This window comes from Pseudoalteromonas sp. FUC4 (genome assembly GCF_008370255.1).
Classification (GTDB): Bacteria; Pseudomonadota; Gammaproteobacteria; order Enterobacterales; family Alteromonadaceae; genus Pseudoalteromonas.
The window spans coordinates 362,595-379,674 of sequence record NZ_SEUI01000002.1; the positions used below are offsets into that span (position 1 = coordinate 362,595).

General features: G+C 38.0%; 18 protein-coding genes. 12 read left to right on the forward strand and 6 right to left on the reverse strand.

Annotated features, from left to right (window positions below):
• Window positions 1-9: 9 nt before the first annotated feature.
• Window positions 10-312: an isoamylase early set domain-containing protein gene (locus EU510_RS07610; protein ID WP_002958606.1), complete on the reverse strand. Its 303-nt coding sequence runs from the start codon at window positions 310-312 to the stop codon at window positions 10-12.
• A 383-nt stretch (window positions 313-695) separates the two neighbouring features.
• Here EU510_RS07610 and EU510_RS07615 point away from each other — a divergent pair, with 383 nt between their 5' ends.
• Window positions 696-1,628, forward strand: a complete 933-nt coding sequence (locus tag EU510_RS07615; protein ID WP_149592970.1) for a hypothetical protein — start codon at window positions 696-698, stop codon at window positions 1,626-1,628.
• Between the two features lie 57 nt (window positions 1,629-1,685).
• Here EU510_RS07615 and EU510_RS20055 read toward each other — a convergent pair whose 3' ends face one another.
• The 4 genes from EU510_RS20055 to EU510_RS07630 form a co-directional block, all read right to left on the reverse strand.
• Window positions 1,686-2,315, reverse strand: a complete 630-nt coding sequence (locus EU510_RS20055; RefSeq protein WP_262501206.1) for a cache domain-containing protein — start codon at window positions 2,313-2,315, stop codon at window positions 1,686-1,688.
• 52 nt (window positions 2,316-2,367) lie between these two features.
• Complete coding sequence (locus tag EU510_RS20060; protein WP_262501207.1) at window positions 2,368-2,637, reverse strand: hypothetical protein; 270 nt, start codon at window positions 2,635-2,637, stop codon at window positions 2,368-2,370.
• Between the two features lie 228 nt (window positions 2,638-2,865).
• Window positions 2,866-3,240, reverse strand: a complete 375-nt coding sequence (locus EU510_RS07625) for a hypothetical protein (RefSeq protein WP_149592971.1) — start codon at window positions 3,238-3,240, stop codon at window positions 2,866-2,868.
• A 267-nt stretch (window positions 3,241-3,507) separates the two neighbouring features.
• Window positions 3,508-3,936, reverse strand: coding sequence for an Lrp/AsnC family transcriptional regulator (locus tag EU510_RS07630; RefSeq protein ID WP_002958609.1), 429 nt, complete (start codon window positions 3,934-3,936; stop codon window positions 3,508-3,510).
• Window positions 3,937-4,130: 194 nt separating this feature from the next.
• Between EU510_RS07630 and EU510_RS07635 the strand changes: the two genes are divergently transcribed.
• The 4 genes from EU510_RS07635 to EU510_RS07650 are packed head-to-tail and all read left to right on the forward strand — an operon-like array spanning window position 4,131 to window position 8,734.
• Entirely contained in the window at window positions 4,131-5,336 is a 1,206-nt protein-coding gene (locus tag EU510_RS07635; protein WP_149592972.1) for an aspartate aminotransferase family protein, read from the forward strand.
• Between the two features lie 50 nt (window positions 5,337-5,386).
• Entirely contained in the window at window positions 5,387-6,421 is a 1,035-nt protein-coding gene (astA, locus tag EU510_RS07640; protein ID WP_149592973.1) for an arginine N-succinyltransferase, read from the forward strand.
• Window positions 6,422-6,428: 7 nt separating this feature from the next.
• The gene (gene astD / locus EU510_RS07645) at window positions 6,429-7,895 is read left to right on the forward strand and encodes a succinylglutamate-semialdehyde dehydrogenase (RefSeq protein WP_149592974.1); all 1,467 of its coding nucleotides are present in this window, start codon (window positions 6,429-6,431) and stop codon (window positions 7,893-7,895) included.
• A gap of 35 nt (window positions 7,896-7,930) precedes the next feature.
• Entirely contained in the window at window positions 7,931-8,734 is an 804-nt protein-coding gene (locus EU510_RS07650) for a DUF1338 domain-containing protein (RefSeq protein ID WP_149592975.1), read from the forward strand.
• Window positions 8,735-8,820: 86 nt separating this feature from the next.
• Here the strand turns inward: EU510_RS07650 and EU510_RS07655 are convergent, their stop codons facing one another.
• Window positions 8,821-10,101 carry a flavohemoglobin expression-modulating QEGLA motif protein gene (locus tag EU510_RS07655; protein ID WP_149592976.1) on the reverse strand — a complete coding sequence of 427 codons (1,281 nt, stop codon included), beginning with the start codon at window positions 10,099-10,101 and terminating at the stop codon, window positions 8,821-8,823.
• A gap of 146 nt (window positions 10,102-10,247) precedes the next feature.
• Between EU510_RS07655 and EU510_RS07660 the strand changes: the two genes are divergently transcribed.
• From EU510_RS07660 to EU510_RS07690, 7 genes are all read left to right on the forward strand, one after another.
• Window positions 10,248-10,505 (forward strand): DUF3081 domain-containing protein, encoded by a 258-nt coding sequence (locus EU510_RS07660; protein WP_149592977.1) that lies wholly within the window; start codon window positions 10,248-10,250, stop codon window positions 10,503-10,505.
• Window positions 10,505-10,810, forward strand: a complete 306-nt coding sequence (locus EU510_RS07665) for a hypothetical protein (RefSeq protein ID WP_149592978.1) — start codon at window positions 10,505-10,507, stop codon at window positions 10,808-10,810. The genes EU510_RS07660 and EU510_RS07665 overlap by 1 nt, the downstream gene beginning before the upstream one ends.
• A gap of 422 nt (window positions 10,811-11,232) precedes the next feature.
• The gene (gene betI / locus EU510_RS07670; RefSeq protein WP_149593288.1) at window positions 11,233-11,808 is read left to right on the forward strand and encodes a transcriptional regulator BetI; all 576 of its coding nucleotides are present in this window, start codon (window positions 11,233-11,235) and stop codon (window positions 11,806-11,808) included.
• A 1-nt stretch (window position 11,809) separates the two neighbouring features.
• Window positions 11,810-13,273: a betaine-aldehyde dehydrogenase gene (gene betB / locus EU510_RS07675; RefSeq protein WP_149592979.1), complete on the forward strand. Its 1,464-nt coding sequence runs from the start codon at window positions 11,810-11,812 to the stop codon at window positions 13,271-13,273.
• 11 nt (window positions 13,274-13,284) lie between these two features.
• Window positions 13,285-14,952 carry a choline dehydrogenase gene (gene betA, locus EU510_RS07680; protein WP_149592980.1) on the forward strand — a complete coding sequence of 556 codons (1,668 nt, stop codon included), beginning with the start codon at window positions 13,285-13,287 and terminating at the stop codon, window positions 14,950-14,952.
• 158 nt (window positions 14,953-15,110) lie between these two features.
• Window positions 15,111-16,328 (forward strand): BCCT family transporter, encoded by a 1,218-nt coding sequence (locus EU510_RS07685; protein WP_149592981.1) that lies wholly within the window; start codon window positions 15,111-15,113, stop codon window positions 16,326-16,328.
• Window positions 16,329-16,337: 9 nt separating this feature from the next.
• The gene (locus EU510_RS07690; protein WP_149592982.1) at window positions 16,338-17,042 is read left to right on the forward strand and encodes a TorF family putative porin; all 705 of its coding nucleotides are present in this window, start codon (window positions 16,338-16,340) and stop codon (window positions 17,040-17,042) included.
• Window positions 17,043-17,080 lie beyond the last annotated feature (38 nt).

The window sequence follows — 17,080 nt, forward strand, 5'->3', positions numbered from 1 at the left end:
TGAATCGCCTTAATTAGTGCGTTGAGTATTTACTATGCTGTTTTCTGTGCCAAATGTATTGCCGATATAACCGTCAGCTTGATGGTCGTTATCCCAAATGTCTCCATTAATTAGATAACGAAAGTGAAATTGTTGATCGATAGGTAAGCGTTGCTTAAATTTAAACACACCTTGTTTTTTATAAAGCTTCATTGGCACTGGTTGCCAATCATTAAATTCACCTAATAAGCAAACTTCTTCTGCCTCTGGATGAGAAAATTCAAAAGTAACTTCAGCTTCATCTTTTGTTTTAAAAAAACGTTTATTCAACATAGCAGGCTCCAACTAAACCAAAAAGGGTACTTAATCTTTGCCACAGGCCATACAACTAAATAAAAAGGCGATGTGGATTCCATTCAAAATCATTAAACACGTTTTAAGTTAACCAAAACTTTATTTACGCATTATTACAGTGCAACAATTCATTTTTTCTGCACCTAAAAAGTGCGGTTAGTGTATAAACAATCTATTTTAAAAAGCTCACTAGTACATAGCAATTTTTGAACCAACTAGGCTTACACTGCATTTTATTTATTTAACCGAATTTAAAGTTAAATAATCCATAAGTATTACCTAAATTTATAAAATTCTTTTGTTATGTACTTTCATCAGCGATAATACACATCATCTTAATACTCTGAAATATCATAATTTTCATGTTGAAAAAAAGCATTTTTATAACTATAGCCACCATATTTTTAATAATAGCCACACTTATTGGTTCTTCAATCTATACCCTTTATAGTAAAAAAGAAATCTCAGTTGATCCTAAATTAAAAGAAATATCAGGTATTGAATTTGATAAGCACAAACGTTTATGGGCTATTAACGATGGAGGCAATGAACCTAAGCTTTACCGACTCAATAAAGACGGTTCTATTGCTAAAGAAATTTTAGTTGAAAACGCTAAAAACATTGATTGGGAGGACATGACCCAAAACAAATTTGGGCACTTCTTTTTAGGCGATTTTGGTAATAACAAAAACGATCGTAGATGGCTCACTATTTATAAAATAGAAAACCCGATAGATATAAAAACAGATACGACTCAAGCAGAAATAATTAAGTTTACCTACCCAGAAATGGATGGCAGTCCAATAAAACCCAATAACCGTAATTTTGATTTAGAGGCATTTGTAGCTCTAGGACGTCACTTATATTTATTTACTAAAAACCGCACAGAGCCATTTGATGGTATTACTAAGGTTTATAAAGTTGGCGATCATGCTGCTAATTTTAAAGCAGAGTTAATAGACTCATTTAAAACATGTACCACTTTAGAAAAGCTATGCTGGATAACATCGGCTGCTTTAAGCCCTGATCGTAAAAAGCTGATATTACTTGATTCAACCAGTATTTGGTTATTCGAAAATTTTGAGGGTGATAAGTTTTTTTCTGGCGATGTATCAAAAATTGACTTAGGAATAGTAACTCAAAAAGAAGCTGTCACTTTTTTTGATGACAATACTATTGTATTTACAGATGAAGAGTTTAAAGGTATTGGCGGAAATGCTTATTTTATAAAGCTTGATGAAGCCAAAAAAGAAATTATAAGAAAAAAGCCGATCTCAGAAAAAGTACTTCCATAATATAAAGTTAGCTAAGCTAAAGTTCTAAAGCTTAGCTAACTCATGAAAGGTATCTAGTTAGTTACTCTTTTCGTTTGACGAATGGAGTGCTTTTTCTACATCAACACCTAAAATCAACACTCCAATATGACTATTGTTATCATCTAAAACAGGAAAACTTAGCTGTACTTGAAAATGATGTGTTGATGCATCATAGGTTACGCTATCAAAGTGATAGTCCTTTGGCTGTTTAAATATTTTAGTAAACTTATTTTCATCTCCTTGCCAGTAATCACTGGTTAACTTACTTATTGCTATATTTTTTCCTTGGCTATCAGTCAATATAAGCTCAGTAACAATACCTTTAAATTGCGATTGCCATTTTTTTAATACTTTAGATAACGGTAAATCAGGCATAGCTAACCCATCAGCATGCTCAACATGTTTACTTTCTTTTATCCAAAGCTGGTCTCGCTTCTTAATTTCGGGCTCACTCAAAGGAGCCTCATTACTTATTTGAACTTGCTCTATTAAACTAGGTAAGTTTAATAAGGTTTTAGCGCTACTGTAGAGCCTATCAAGCATTTGCTTTTCTTCACTTTTTGATAGTAAAAATGGAGCTTGCGCACAAGTATTTATATTTTCATCGAACTGCTGCATAAATTCAGGAAGGCGTTTGATAAGTGAATGCGAAGCAAATAATCCCAAAGGTACATATCTAAAAAATTCTTTTTGGTACTCGTCTTTATTAATCCCTAGCTTAGGCTGCTAATTCAAAATCGTCTAAATCAAGTAGGATTCTATCAATCCGCTTATGGTGCATAACATTTACTATTTTTTTTAATGAATTGACTTCTACCTCAGCAATAATATTCTGAGTTTTAAACCAATTTGCTTGATAACTTCCTCTTACTGCACCATAACGCATTTTATTTTTTGGTTTATTAATGCTTTCTGGATGAGTCAACCCGTACCAGCTTTCTAAAAAAACGGGGGATGATATACATCCATAAGCTTTCATTTCAGGCATTAAATGGGTTGTGAAAATCCATCTAAGCGCTCCAACTTTAATTCTCGACGTGCACGTAACCATGGCAAGGTTTGTAGCTGAAGAGAGGCTCAGTTAAACCTAACAAAAGAGTAAAAAGATATGCGGGCATAATCTATTGCTAAATAATGTACAAATTAAAATAAGTGTAGCCAAACAGATTAAAATTGCATTATTTGCTGTAATTATGTAACAGCTCTACTGTCTTCGCTATGCAGCGCTGACACAGTTAATAAAGCGTTCTGTTAGCAGTGTTACTGCAGCTTTGTCTGTATAGTGCTGCTTAGCATTTTTCATAATATGCTTTGAGCAAACATTTTTAGATTCTTCAAATTGAAAATTGCAGCTAGCAACAGTATTACCTAAAGCTTCCTGATAGGCTTTATCTGCGCACATAGCTAAAGCAAAGTCTGTAGCGCCAGCAATTATTTCATTGATATTTACTGAGGATGTTTCGAGTTTAAAATAGATATCACTATACGTATTAACCTCTGTATTCTTCTTTGAAGAAAAATGACTAGCTTTGGCAGTTAAATAATAGCCTATAAGTATGATTGATAAGATCATTGTAAAAACCGTTTTCATAGTTACCCTTAACACAATAATTAGAATTGCATTATTAATAGTATAGTTCGATTTTTTACATAAGTACGAGGGAGGAAGGCTCTCTACATCCATGTAATTAGTAAATAAATCCTTGTTATATAATTACTAAAAACGCAATTAAAAACTGTAGCTGATATTATCACTCAAGTGAAATAAAGCAAGAGTCTATAAACAATTTATTTAGCAATGTTTATAGTGACTCTAAATATGTAAACAGTGTTTAACGACTCAAGTGTAAAAGGGAGATTAACGCTTAAATTTAGTTTCTAAAATAACAGAAGATGTTGTGCGCTCCACCCCATCAAGATTTCCTATATCGTCCAACAAATGACTAAGCTGTTCTAAATTTTGAGCCTGTACCACAGCAATTAAATCAAACTCACCACTTATGGCATAGAGCTGCGAAATAGCATCAATTTGCTTAAGCTCAATGTTTGTTTTAGTTGTTAATTTTTGCCTTACTTTTATAGACACATGAGCTGATACCATTTTACTAAGGTAGTCGTCACCGTAATCTACGCTGTAACCTTTAATCACACCGGTTTCTTCTAATTTGAGCATTCGGCTTTGTACTGTTGAACGAGATAAGTCAAGCATTCGCGCAAGATCAGAAATACTCGCTCTTGCGTTTGTTTTTAGTACTGAAAGTAGCTTTTCATCTTGTGGAGTTATCATAATGGTAATTTTCTTCGTTATTTTGACTTTTATTTTAATCATTTTTCACAAAATAGCACTGCAATTTTTACTACTAACCTTCGATAATGGCACCTAACAGAAATAATAACGTGTTTGCTGAAGAATAAAGGCTATATTCTTCTTTGAGTTAGCAACTAATCTTTTATCTAAGCCCATTAAATTTAGGTGTAAAAATGCAAGTAACAAGAGACTTATTTAACGACGTAATGGTACCAAACTATAACCCTTCGGCTATTATTCCTGTTCGTGGCGAAGGCTCTCGTGTATGGGATCAAAATAACAACGAGTTTATTGATTTTGCAGGTGGTATTGCCGTTAACTGTTTGGGTCATTGTCACCCGGCGCTTGTTAAAGCATTAAAAGAGCAAGGCGAAAAAATTTGGCATTTATCAAATGTAATGACGAATGAGCCAGCGCTTCGTTTAGCACAGAAAATGGTTGAAGCAACATTTGCTGACAAAGTTTACTTTGCAAACTCAGGTGCAGAAGCAAATGAAGCGGCGCTTAAACTAGCCCGTCGTTTTGCACTTGATGTGTACGGCGCTGAAAAATCGCAAATAATTGCATTTAATAAAGGCTTTCACGGTCGTACTTTCTTTACCGTAACTGTTGGCGGACAAGCAGCTTATTCAGATGGCTTTGGTCCAAAACCTGCTGACATAGTACATTGTGATTTTAACGATATAGCGGCTTTTGAAGCGCTGGTCAGCGATAAAACATGTGCCGTTATGATGGAACCATTACAAGGTGAAGGCGGTATTATTTCACCAACAGATGAATTTGCTAAAAAAGTACGTGAACTTTGTACTAAACATAACGCGTTACTTATTTTTGATGAAGTACAAACAGGTGTTGGTCGCACAGGCGATTTATACGCTTATGAAGGTTTAGGGGTTGTTCCTGACATTTTAACAACGGCAAAAGCATTGGGTGGTGGTTTTCCAATTGGCGCTATGATCACTCGTACACCAATTGCTGAGCATTTAAAAATTGGTACTCACGGTTCTACTTATGGCGGTAACCCGCTTGCTTGTGCTGTGGCTGAAGCGGCATTTGATACAGTAAATACACCCGATGTACTAAACGGCGTTAAAGAACGTGAGCAATTATTCCGTGACGGATTAAACGCAATTAACGAAAAGTACAACGTATTTAGCGAAGTACGTGGTAAAGGCTTACTAATTGGCGCAGTACTAAATGACAAATTTGAAGGCCGCGCACGCGACTTTTTAGTAGCCAGTGCTAATAATGGTTTGATGAATCTTGTAGCGGGTATGAATGTAATTCGTTTTACACCGTCTTTAGTTATCCCGTTTGAAGATATTAAAGAAGGCTTAGCGCGCTTTGAAAAAGCCGTTAGCGACGTAGTAAACGGTTAATATAGTTTAACTTAGCACGCCTATAGGCGTGCTATTGGAGCAAGCAATAAATGCAAGTATTACGTCCTATTACTGCCAATGATTTTGACGCGCTTAAACAAATAGCGATTGAATCCGGTCATGGGTTTACCTCTTTACCTGTGGACGATGCACAGCTTAAAGAAAAAATTGAACGTGCTGAAAAAAGCTTTGCCAAAAACATTAACCAGCCACTTGATGAAAGCTATTTATTTGTCTTAGAAGACAGTGAAACAGGTGAGGTTATTGGCACAACCGCTATAGAAGCTGCGGTAGGTTTATCGGTGCCTTTATATCATTATCATTTGGGTAAAACAGTACACCACTCGCCTACTTTAAATGTATATAACACCGTTGATATTTTAAGCATGTGTAACGACTACACAAGCTGCTCTGAAATATGCACATTATTTTTGCGCGAAAATAGCCGCAAAGGTTTAACGGGTCGATTTTTATCGCGTTCACGCTTTTTGTTTATGGCTCAGCATAGCGAGCGTTTTGCCGATACTGTTATCGCAGAAATGCGCGGTGTTAGCGACGAAGACGGTCATTCTCCTTTCTGGCAATGGCTACAAGAGCACTTTTTTAGTATCGAATTTCCACAAGCAGATCACTTAGTTGGCTTAGGCGATAAGGTATTTATTAGCGAGTTAATGCCTAAATACCCTATTTATGTGAACTTGCTTAGCAAAAAAGCCCAAGCAGTTATTGGGCATGTGCATGAAAAAACAAAACCTGCGCTAAAATTATTAGAAAAAGAAGGGTTTGAGCACCGAGGCTACGTTGACTTATTTGACGCAGGCCCAACAGTTGAAGCAAAGCTTGGTAATATTCGCAGCATTCGCGACTCTCAAGTTTGCCCTGTTACGATTGGCGAGCTTGATCACATATCACAAAATAGCTCTGATACGCTGGCTGTATGTAATCAAGGCGTAAGTGGCTTTAGAGCAACATTTACCAAAGACGCACATTACAATCATGCAAAACATACCCTCGTCATTAGCCAAGATGTGGCTAAGGCGCTTAATTTAAGTCAAGGAGATGCAGCGCGATTTTTCCGCCTGTAAATAATTTATGAATACACACCTAATTAATAACCAATGGCATGTGGGCCTTGGTCCAGTATTTGAGTCAATAAATCCAAGTAATGGTGATGTGGTATGGCAAGGTAATGGCGCAAACGCCCAGCAAGTAGATTCTGCTATAAAAGCAGCTAGAGCCGCGCAATTACAATGGGCAGACAAACCTCTTGAAGAGCGTATAGCTATTTTAGAAAACTTCGCGGCGCAATTAAAAGAACACAGCGAAGAATTTGCTAGCATTATTGCACGCGAAACGGGCAAGCCATTATGGGAAACCCGCACTGAAGTGGGCGCAATGACAGGCAAAGTAGCAATTTCGGTTAAAGCCTATCATGAGCGTACAGGTACAACCGAAAACCCAATGCCCGGTGCTAAAGCGTTTATTCGACACAAACCGCATGGCGTTGTGGCTATATTTGGCCCGTATAACTTTCCAGGGCATTTACCAAACGGGCATATTGTTCCTGCAATTTTAGCCGGTAATACCGTGGTATTTAAGCCATCAGAACTAACGCCGCACGTTGCAGAATTTACCCTCTCACTTTGGCTAAAAGCAGGTTTGCCAGCGGGTATTATTAACCTTGTGCAAGGTGAAATTGAAACAGGTAAAGCACTTGCCTCTCATAAAGATATAGATGGGTTGTTTTTTACCGGTAGCTCAAACACAGGCCACTTATTACATAAGCAATTTGCAGGGCACCCTGGCAAAATTTTAGCACTTGAAATGGGCGGCAATAATCCTCTTATTGTAAAAGATGTGAGCGATATAAGCGCTGCTGTACACGATATTATTCAATCAGGCTTTATTACCTCAGGTCAACGTTGTACGTGTGCACGTCGCTTATTTATTGAAAAATCAGCCAATGGCGATGCTATTTTAGAAAAGCTAATAAGTGCAACTAAAAATATAGTTGTAGACGACAGCTTTGCTACAGAGCAGCCTTTTATGGGTGCAATGATAAGCGAAAAAGCAGCACTGGGTATGGTTGCCGCGCAAAGTGAATTAGTGTCAAAAGGCGCGCAAACCCTTGTTGAACTTAAGCAATTAAAATCAGGCACAGGTTTTGTAAGCCCGGGAATTATTGATGTAACAAGCATTACCGACATGCCAGATGAAGAGCATTTTGGACCGCTAATTAAAGTGTATCGTTACACCGACTTTGACAGTGCAATTATTGAAGCTAACAACACAAGTTTTGGTTTATCTGCAGGTTTACTAGCTGATAACGAAGATGACTACACTCACTTTTTAAAGCGCATTCGTGCCGGTATTGTTAACTGGAACCGCCCTATTACGGGTGCCTCTAGCGCAGCTCCATTTGGCGGTATTGGCGCCAGTGGTAATCACAGAGCAAGTGCCTATTACGCCGCCGATTATTGCGCATACCCTGTAGCATCGGTGGAGTCAGATAAAGTGAGCTTACCGCAAACCCTAGCGCCGGGCTTAGTAATTGAATAAGCAATAAAACCAAATTTTAGATTTAAGGACTTAACATGCATACTGATGTAAATACATTATTTGAGAACCTTTGGGAAAACTATTTAAACGTAACTCCATCGGCAGACAAAATTCATGACCTTTTAGGATCTACGCAAAAAGATGACATTATTAACGATCATATTGCGCTGCGTACATTTAATATAGAAAAAGTGAGTCTTGAAAAGCTCGCCGCTCACTTTTTAGCTATTGGCTACAAAGAATGTGGTGAGTACCACTTTGAAGCTAAAAAACTCTACGCAAAGCACTACGAGCATAGCGATCCTAATCAGCCAAAAGTGTTTATCTCTGAGTTATTAGTCGAAAAATGCTCACCTGAGTTACAAGCCATCGTAACCGATATGGTAAGCAAAATTGACGAAAATGCCGTAACTGCAGATGATTTTTTATACTCAGGCACACATTGGCAAGTAAGCACCGATACTTACAAACAGCTGCTAGCTGAAAGCGAATATGCAGCGTGGATGTCTGCGTGGGGCTATCGTGCCAATCACTTTACTGTAAATATTAATACGCTTGCTAAGTTTGATAATATTCATGATGTTAATCAAGCTCTGAAAGATGCTGGCTTTTCGCTTAATACATCAGGCGGCGAAGTTAAAGGCTCACCAGAGGTGTTACTAGAGCAATCGTCAACTTTGGCTGATGAATACTCAGTTACCTTTAGTAATGGCGATATGAGCATTCCTAGTTGCTTTTATGAGTTTGCTATTCGTTATCCTAAATCCGATGGCGAGCTTTATACGGGTTTTGTTGCAGCCTCAGCTGACAAAATATTTGAAAGTACTAATGCTCGATAGCAAAATCTAAAGTACTTTATTTTAAAAGCCCATTATGGGCTTTTTTTATGTCGGGCAGATTCAAGTCGGTAAGCTATATTGATTAATTATAAAAATAACGGTTTATAATCGTTTTCTAACTTTTCAAACGACAAGTCACCAATAAAGCGACCAAAGCTTAACCACGTTGCTAAACCGCGTAGATCTTTAAAGTGTGGCGGTACAAACTGCGGGCTCTCTATTACACCTAAATCATGCAGCTGCGATATTAATCTAAAATCATCTATCGATATTTTACCTACCAGCAATAAAGGGAGTCTATCGATTCGACCAAGCTGTATTGCCACGCGAATTAAGTTATATACCAGTACAAAGCCTTTAATGTAGGCAATATCTTTTGTAAAAGGCAAGCCTGTTGGCGTGCTACCTCTAAATACACGCTGCGCGAGTGTGTAGCTGTCATCTTTTGATAAGCCCTGCGCTACGTAATCACGGTATATATCTACAAACTCAGCACCATCAATTACTTTTGTAACGGCTTGAATCCGGTTAACTAATTTAGATAAACGCCTTGGGGTCGATTTTAATGTAATAATTTCGGTTAATACCGCTAAGCCTTCTTGGGTAATAGTGGAGCTTGGCGTGCCTTTACTTAAACACGTTAAATAAGGCTGAGCTAAACCATTTTGAGTGGTACCTACGTGTATCCACCCTTCGTGAACCTCTAATATATCAAGTTCACGCTGAGAAAATTTAACATCTTGATTAAGCTTTATGTTATTAGCGCCCGCAGCTGCATCGCTAACAATACCATCGCTAAGCATTACTTCTACGTTTATGCCTGCCATACTACTATTTACTTGCTCAGACAAAATACGCACTGCATCAACAGCATCAATATTTTTAGGGTCGTCAGGCAGTATGTCGGCTATAAGTAAATTTTGCAGCGGTTTATCAAGCATATTAGCTAGCTCAGAAAGTGAGGGCTCACCGGCATGAAATAAATCTTTAGGGTGACCAAATAACTCCACAGATAAGTCATGAAACTCAGGTGTGCCACGATACTCAAGCATGCTTAATACTGTTTTATACTCTGTGCACATTTTTCCCATGTATTGAGCAATGGGGTTTAACTGCCCCAATTGGTTAATAATGTTACGGTGTAAAGTAGAAAACGCTTGGCGTAACTCGCTAGGTACAAAACCAAGATCGCGCTGTTGATAGTATGCACGATCGATAAGTGGATTTTTTTGACATTTTTGTCTAAAAAACTCCTCTTTAATTTGTTTATCCCAATTAATAGCATCGAGTATCCTAATAGGCGTTTGCAATACAATTAATTGATCCGATAACTCACGAGTTTTTAGTAGTAACGCCTTGTCTATCATGGTGTAAGCTCAACAATAAATGAATTTTGAGCATAATTTAAAAAGGCCAAATTACAAAGCAATATCACATTTTTTTAGCTATTGTTTTTAAGATGATCGACCCTCATATCTATGCCGTATGAGTTACTAAATAAAAGGTATAAAGCATGAAAAACGAACTCGACAATAAACAGATTTTAGCCGTATATGAACGCATAATTCAAAAAGGTAAAATGACTGACGAAGGTAAACATTATCAAGGCGTTACTGCTTATTCAGACGTAGACGGCTACACCGTATATCTACAAGGTAGCGGCGTAGACCTGCGCTTTGGTTTTCATAATACTTATCATCTAGATTATGAGCATGAAAAACATAAAGATGATTTTTTGAAAAAGTTATATAACATTGCAAACGAGAGCTAATGCACCCACGAAAACTAAGACACCGACCTACCAGTAAGCTCAATACTTCTTTTATTAATCAAGTAGTAGAAGAGCTTAAAGCTAATCCAAGCAAGGTCTCTATTATTCAAGACAACCTAGAACAATACCGTTCTCAAACTCATTTAAAACGTGGGTTTTTACTGGCTATAGAGCGCTTTGATTGGGTTTTTGAAGCAAGCGAAGATATTGATTTTATTTGCCAGCAAATTTTAGCTGATGACTATATTGGCAATAGACTAAGACGTTACCCCCTACTTTTTAAAGGCGTTATTAATAATGCCTGACCTTTCAAACTTAATCTTTCAAACCAAGCGCTTTAAAACGATAAAACCACAAAGTTTACCCTCTATATAAACTTATTAGAGCACTAAGCAATTACAGGTTTAGTGCTCTTTTGTATCAAAATAATACTATTAGTACTCTAACTATTATTGCTCTAATGTTTTTTTGACATTTTATTCATTTATTGCTGTAAACAAATCATTACTATTATTGATTTTAAAAATTGAATTCACAAACCTTTGTTTTAAATAAAATTAAACACATAAAAACCTCATCTTCTTTATCGTATTAATTGCACTTTTATTAATGATTAATCTACATTTTGGCATCTAGGCATTTACTTCAGCCTTGAATTGTTAGAGCTATTACCTTAAGCTTATCTTTATTGAACGTTCAATTAATAAAAATTATGCCTAAAGTCGGAATGGAACCTGTCAGACGTCAGCAGCTAATTGACGCAACTATAGAGTCAGTTGCAAATAAAGGGCTTCAAGGCACAACGATAAACAGCATTAGTAAAAATGCAGGTTTATCGTCAGGCATCATTAGTCATTATTTTGGTGGTAAGCAGGGGTTAATTGAAGCCACGGTTAGGTACTTACTAACAAGCTTAAAGCAAGGCTTAATAAGTAAAGTAAATCATCAAACCACTGCCATTGAGCGTTTAATGTTTATTATCGAAGCCAACTTTGCGCTTGTACAACAGCGTAATGATACAACCCGAACGTGGTTAAGTTTTTGGGCGCAATCGATGCATGATGAAGAATTACACAGACTACAAAACGTAAACAGTAAACGCTTGCAAAGTAATTTAGCATTTTCTTTTAAGCAATTAATGCCTATTGAGCAAGCAAATCAAGCTGCAGAACTTAGCGCCGCGATGATCGATGGCCTATGGTTAAGAGCAGTACTGAGTAAATCAGACAATAATCAGTTTAAACACAGTGAAAAGTTAGCAAAAAGCTATGTACTTTCACTTATCAAGCAATATGGAGCCTAGCGTGACTACACCTGTCTATCAAAATTTTATTAACGGCCATTTTCTAGCAAACCAGAGCGGCAAAACATTTGATGTAACAAACCCAGCAACGGGTGAGGTTATTTACGCAGTAGAAATTGCCGACGAATTTATTCAAAACGAAGCGATTGCCAGTGCAAAGCAAGGTTTTGCACAGTGGTCAGCAATGTCACCTATTGAACGTAGTCGTATTTTATTAAAAGCAGTGGCTATTTTACGCGAGCGCAACGATGAGTTAGCACTTGTAGAAGTACTAGACACCGGTAAACCAATGCAAGAAGCAAATTGTGTTGATATTGAAACCGGCGCTGATGTAATTGAATACTTTGCAGGCCTTGTGCCAGCACAAGTAGGCCAACAACAAATGGTAGGTGATGACTTTTACTACACACGTAAAGAGCCATTAGGTATCTGTGCGGGTATTGGTGCATGGAACTACCCACTACAAATTGCATGTTGGAAGTCGGGCCCTGCACTTGCAGCTGGTAATGCATTTATATTCAAACCATCTGAAGAAACACCACTTGGCGCTATTAAACTTGCAGAAGTGTTTGTTGAAGCTGGTGTGCCTGCAGGTGTGTTTAATGTTGTTCAAGGTGCGGGCGATGTAGGCCAGTGGCTAACGCAGCATAGCGATATTGATAAAGTATCGTTTACAGGTGAAGTGGGCACAGGTAAAAAAGTAGTAGCAAGTGCTGCCGGTACATTAAAAGATGTAACAATGGAACTTGGTGGAAAATCTCCGCTATTAGTATTTGATGATGCCAACATTGAGCAAGCGGTTAGCGCTGCTATGCTAGGTAACTTTTATACGCAAGGCGAAATTTGTACTAACTGTACACGTATTTACGTTCATAAAAATGTATATCAGCAGTTTATTGATGAGCTTAAAGCGCGCACTGAGAAAAACATTATTGCTGGCGACCCACAAGATTTAAATACTAACTTTGGCGCACTTATTTCTAAAAAGCACCAAGAACTAGTAATGAGCTACGTGAATAAAGGCATCGAAGAAGGTGCAACGCTGTTGACCGGTGGTACAACGCTTTCACCTAAATCTGCACCTAATGGCTATTTTGTAGCACCGACTGTGTTTATTGATTGCAATGACGATATGACTATCGTTAAAGAAGAAATATTTGGCCCTGTAATGAGCGTGCTTGTTTTTGACGACGAAGACGATGTTATTGCACGCGCTAACGCAACTCACCTAGGCCTAGCCGCAGGCGTATTTACGAGTGATATTAAACGTGCGCACCGCGTGATTCATAAGCTACAAGCTGGTATTTGTTGGATTAATGCATACGGTAACTCACCTGCTGAAATGCCTGTTGGCGGTTACAAGCAATCGGGTATTGGCCGTGAAAATGGTATACAAACTCTTGATCAATACACGCAAACTAAGTCTATTTATGTTGGTATGGCCGACATAGAAAGCCCATTTTAAGGCGCCCTACTATGAGTAATAATTACGACTATATTATTGTTGGCGCAGGTTCGGCAGGTTGTGTTTTAGCAAACCGTTTATCTGAAGATTCAAGTAACCGCGTGTTACTACTAGAAACTGGCGGTAGCGATAAAAGTATTTTTATAAAAATGCCAACCGCATTATCTATTCCTATGAATAGTGACAAATACGCATGGCAGTTTCATACTCAGCCCGAGCCTCATTTAGATAACCGTGAGATGCATTGTCCTCGAGGCAAAGTATTAGGTGGTTCGTCATCTATTAATGGCATGGTATATGTACGTGGCCACGCAAAAGATTTTGACGAATGGCAGCAACACGGTGCAAACGGTTGGGATTACCAATCATGTTTACCGTATTTTCAAAAAGCAGAAAGCTTTTACCTTGGTGAAAATACTTACCGTGGTGGCAAAGGCCCGCTTGGCGTTAATAACGGCAACGAAATGCAAAACCCGCTTTATCGCACGTTTATAAAAGCAGGTGTTGAAGCTGGTTACGCCTCAACAGATGATTACAACGCGTCGCAGCAAGAGGGTTTTGGCCCAATGCACATGACCGTAAAAGACGGCGTGCGCAGCTCTGCTTCTCGTGAGTATTTAGACCCTGTTAAATCGCGTAGTAATTTAACGATTATTACAGGTGCACTAGCACAACGCGTGATTTTAGATGGCAAAAAAGCCACAGGCATTGAATACAAAGTAAACGGCGACGTTAAAACTGCACATGCTGCAAAAGACGTTATATTAAGTGCAGGCCCTATCGGCTCTCCACATATTTTACAACTCTCTGGTATTGGTGATACTCAAGCGCTTGAAAAAGCAGGCGTTGAAGTACAGCATCACTTACCTGGTGTCGGTCAAAACTTACAAGATCATCTTGAGTTTTACTTTCAATACAAGTGTAAGCAACCTATCACGCTTAACGGCAAACTAGGCATTGTTTCAAAAGGATTGATTGGCGCGCGCTGGTTATTAACGCGTTCGGGTTTAGGTGCAACGAATCATTTTGAATCGTGTGCGTTTATTCGCTCAAAACCAGGTGTTGAATGGCCAGATATTCAGTATCACTTTTTACCAGCTGCTATGCGTTACGATGGTAGAAGTGCATTTGCAGGTCATGGTTTTCAGGTACATGTTGGTCATAACAAACCAAAAAGTCGAGGTAGTGTCACTATTGCTTCTGCAAACCCTGAGCAACCACCAACCATTTTATTTAATTATCTTGAACACCAAGACGATATTGAAGGCTTTAGAGCGTGCGTTCGCTTAACACGCGACATAATCGAGCAAAGTGCCTTTGATGAATACCGCGATGAAGAAATTCAACCCGGTAAACATATTCAAACAGATGAAGAAATAGATGCCTTTGTACGCCAAGCCGTAGAAAGTGCCTACCACCCTTCTTGCTCATGCAAAATGGGTGAAGATGGAATGGCCGTTGTTAATTCAAATACGCAAGTTCATGGTATTGAAGGACTACGTGTTGTTGATTCATCTATCTTCCCAACAGTTCCTAACGGAAACTTGAATGCGCCTACTATTATGGTTGCCGAAAAAGCAGCTGACATAATTTTAGGTAAAGAAGCATTACAGAAATCGGATGTGAATGTTGCCATAACAACAAATTGGCAAGAAACACAACGTAGCTCGGAGATCTAATTTTAGCCACATGCTTAGGTTTAGCCTCGTCGGGCTAAACCGTTGCGTGCCTTGCAGTGGCACACGATGTAAATAGGTTACGTTGTGTTAATGCGAGAATAAAACAATAAAATACGGAGTGCTTATGAATTATTTTTATTCATTATTGGAGGGTAACAATGACTATTTGGCTTAATGCAGGCATCATTTTTACCTTACTTGCTATTATCACTATTTTAATTAAATGGGGTAATGTTCGCGTAGTAGGTGTAACACCAGTTAGAACCTTTACGTTTATAGCAATACTATTTACTTCTGGCCTTGATGTTGGCCTTATCATGTTTCCTTTAACTGAGTTTGCAGGTTATGCAGACATAAAAGCAAGCCCAGAATACGCGTTTGCAAATCCATTAGCTATTGAGTTTGGCTACTGGGGATTTTTGATCTGGGGATTTTACTTTCTTACGTGCTTTTATTTCTGTGTAATAGAACCTAAAGTGAAATTTTTCGAAATTCCTTGGGTTAAATTTATCAATAACGTTGTAATTATTGGTACATGTGCATTTACTGCTTATCTACTGCTTACAAACCTACCATGGTATTTACCCGAATTAGGCGATGGAACAAGTATAGTTTCTGAGTTTTATTTAATTGTCTTCGCGGCTATCTGTTTTGCTGTTTACTCAAGTACTGATATTAAATATGTACGTATTTTAAGTATTTCTACTACGTGGTTATTTTTAGCTTTAATCGCCTTTATGTGGGTTGGCGCATTTGTGATTGGTGATAGTCAAATGTCAGCATTTACAGATAACTTAGGCTCTATTGGTACTTACTTTGCAAACATTAATGAATTTGTTTTACCGCTTAATGATTACCATGAGTTTTACTTATTCTGGTGGTTTGCGTGGAGCATAATGATTGGTCAATTTACATCTCGCTTTGTTGGTGGACTTAAAACATACCAAGTATTAGGTGCTATGTTGATTTTCCCTTCTATTCCTATTGCGATTTGGTTTAGCGTACTTTATCACTACCATGAAGCGGGCATTCCAACTCAAGGTATTAAAAACTTTGCAATGGTATTTGTAGGTATTGTATTTGTAATTAACTCACTCGACTCGTTAGTGCGTTTGTATACAGATAACCTAAACTTTACCGTAAAGCGTTTTGGCAAAATGAAATACATAATCGGAAATGTTGTTGCTCTATCGTTACTTACACTATTGTTTAAATTAGAATTCTTACAAATTCAGTGGGTAGGCGCATTAGTTATCGGCTTGTTCTTTATCTGTGCAGCTTTTATTGGTTACAGTAAATTTAAAACAGTAACGAATATAGATAGCTCACCAAAAGCAAACGCAATTGATTACACAAAAATAGACACTGTACACTAGGGATTAATAATGAATAACAAACTAAAACAACTTGTAGTAGCACTACCATTTGCACTTTTATCAACAACTGCAGCAGCTGATTGGTCAACAACAATCACTGCGGCGTCTGACTACACTTTTAATGGTGTAAGCCAAACAGATAGCGATCCTGCAATTCAAGGCAGCTTAGATTATGCCTTTGATAGTGGTGTTTACGCTGGTGTTTGGGCTTCAAATGTAGATTTTGGTGACGATACTGATTTTGAGTTTGATGCTTATGTAGGTAAATATGTACAACTTGATGAGCAATTTAGCGTTGACTACGGCATTGCTTATTACACTTATCAAGGTAATAACAGCGATGGTAACTACGCTGAAGCTTACACTAAATTTGGTTATACAAGTGAATACGGCCAAACTGAGCTTAACTTTTGGTACAGCTGGGATTACTTTGGTCAAGGTGGAGGCCATGTAATTTCAATGATAGCACACACTTATGAGCTAGCTCCAAACCATGCACTACGTGCCAGCTTTGATATTTCAAACTCATTAGACGGTGATAAGTGGCTATGGGATCGTGCTAAGGGCGAAAAATCGTATTATCACTACCGTTTAGCTTACCAAACAAGCTACGAAGGTTTTGGTATTGAAGTGGCCGCTGAAAACACAAGCTTAGATAATGATGCGTCTGACGAGCGTATTGTACTTGCTATTTCACGCACATTTGATCTTTAATACATCAATTACTGAGTAAACAAAAATGCCACTCTATT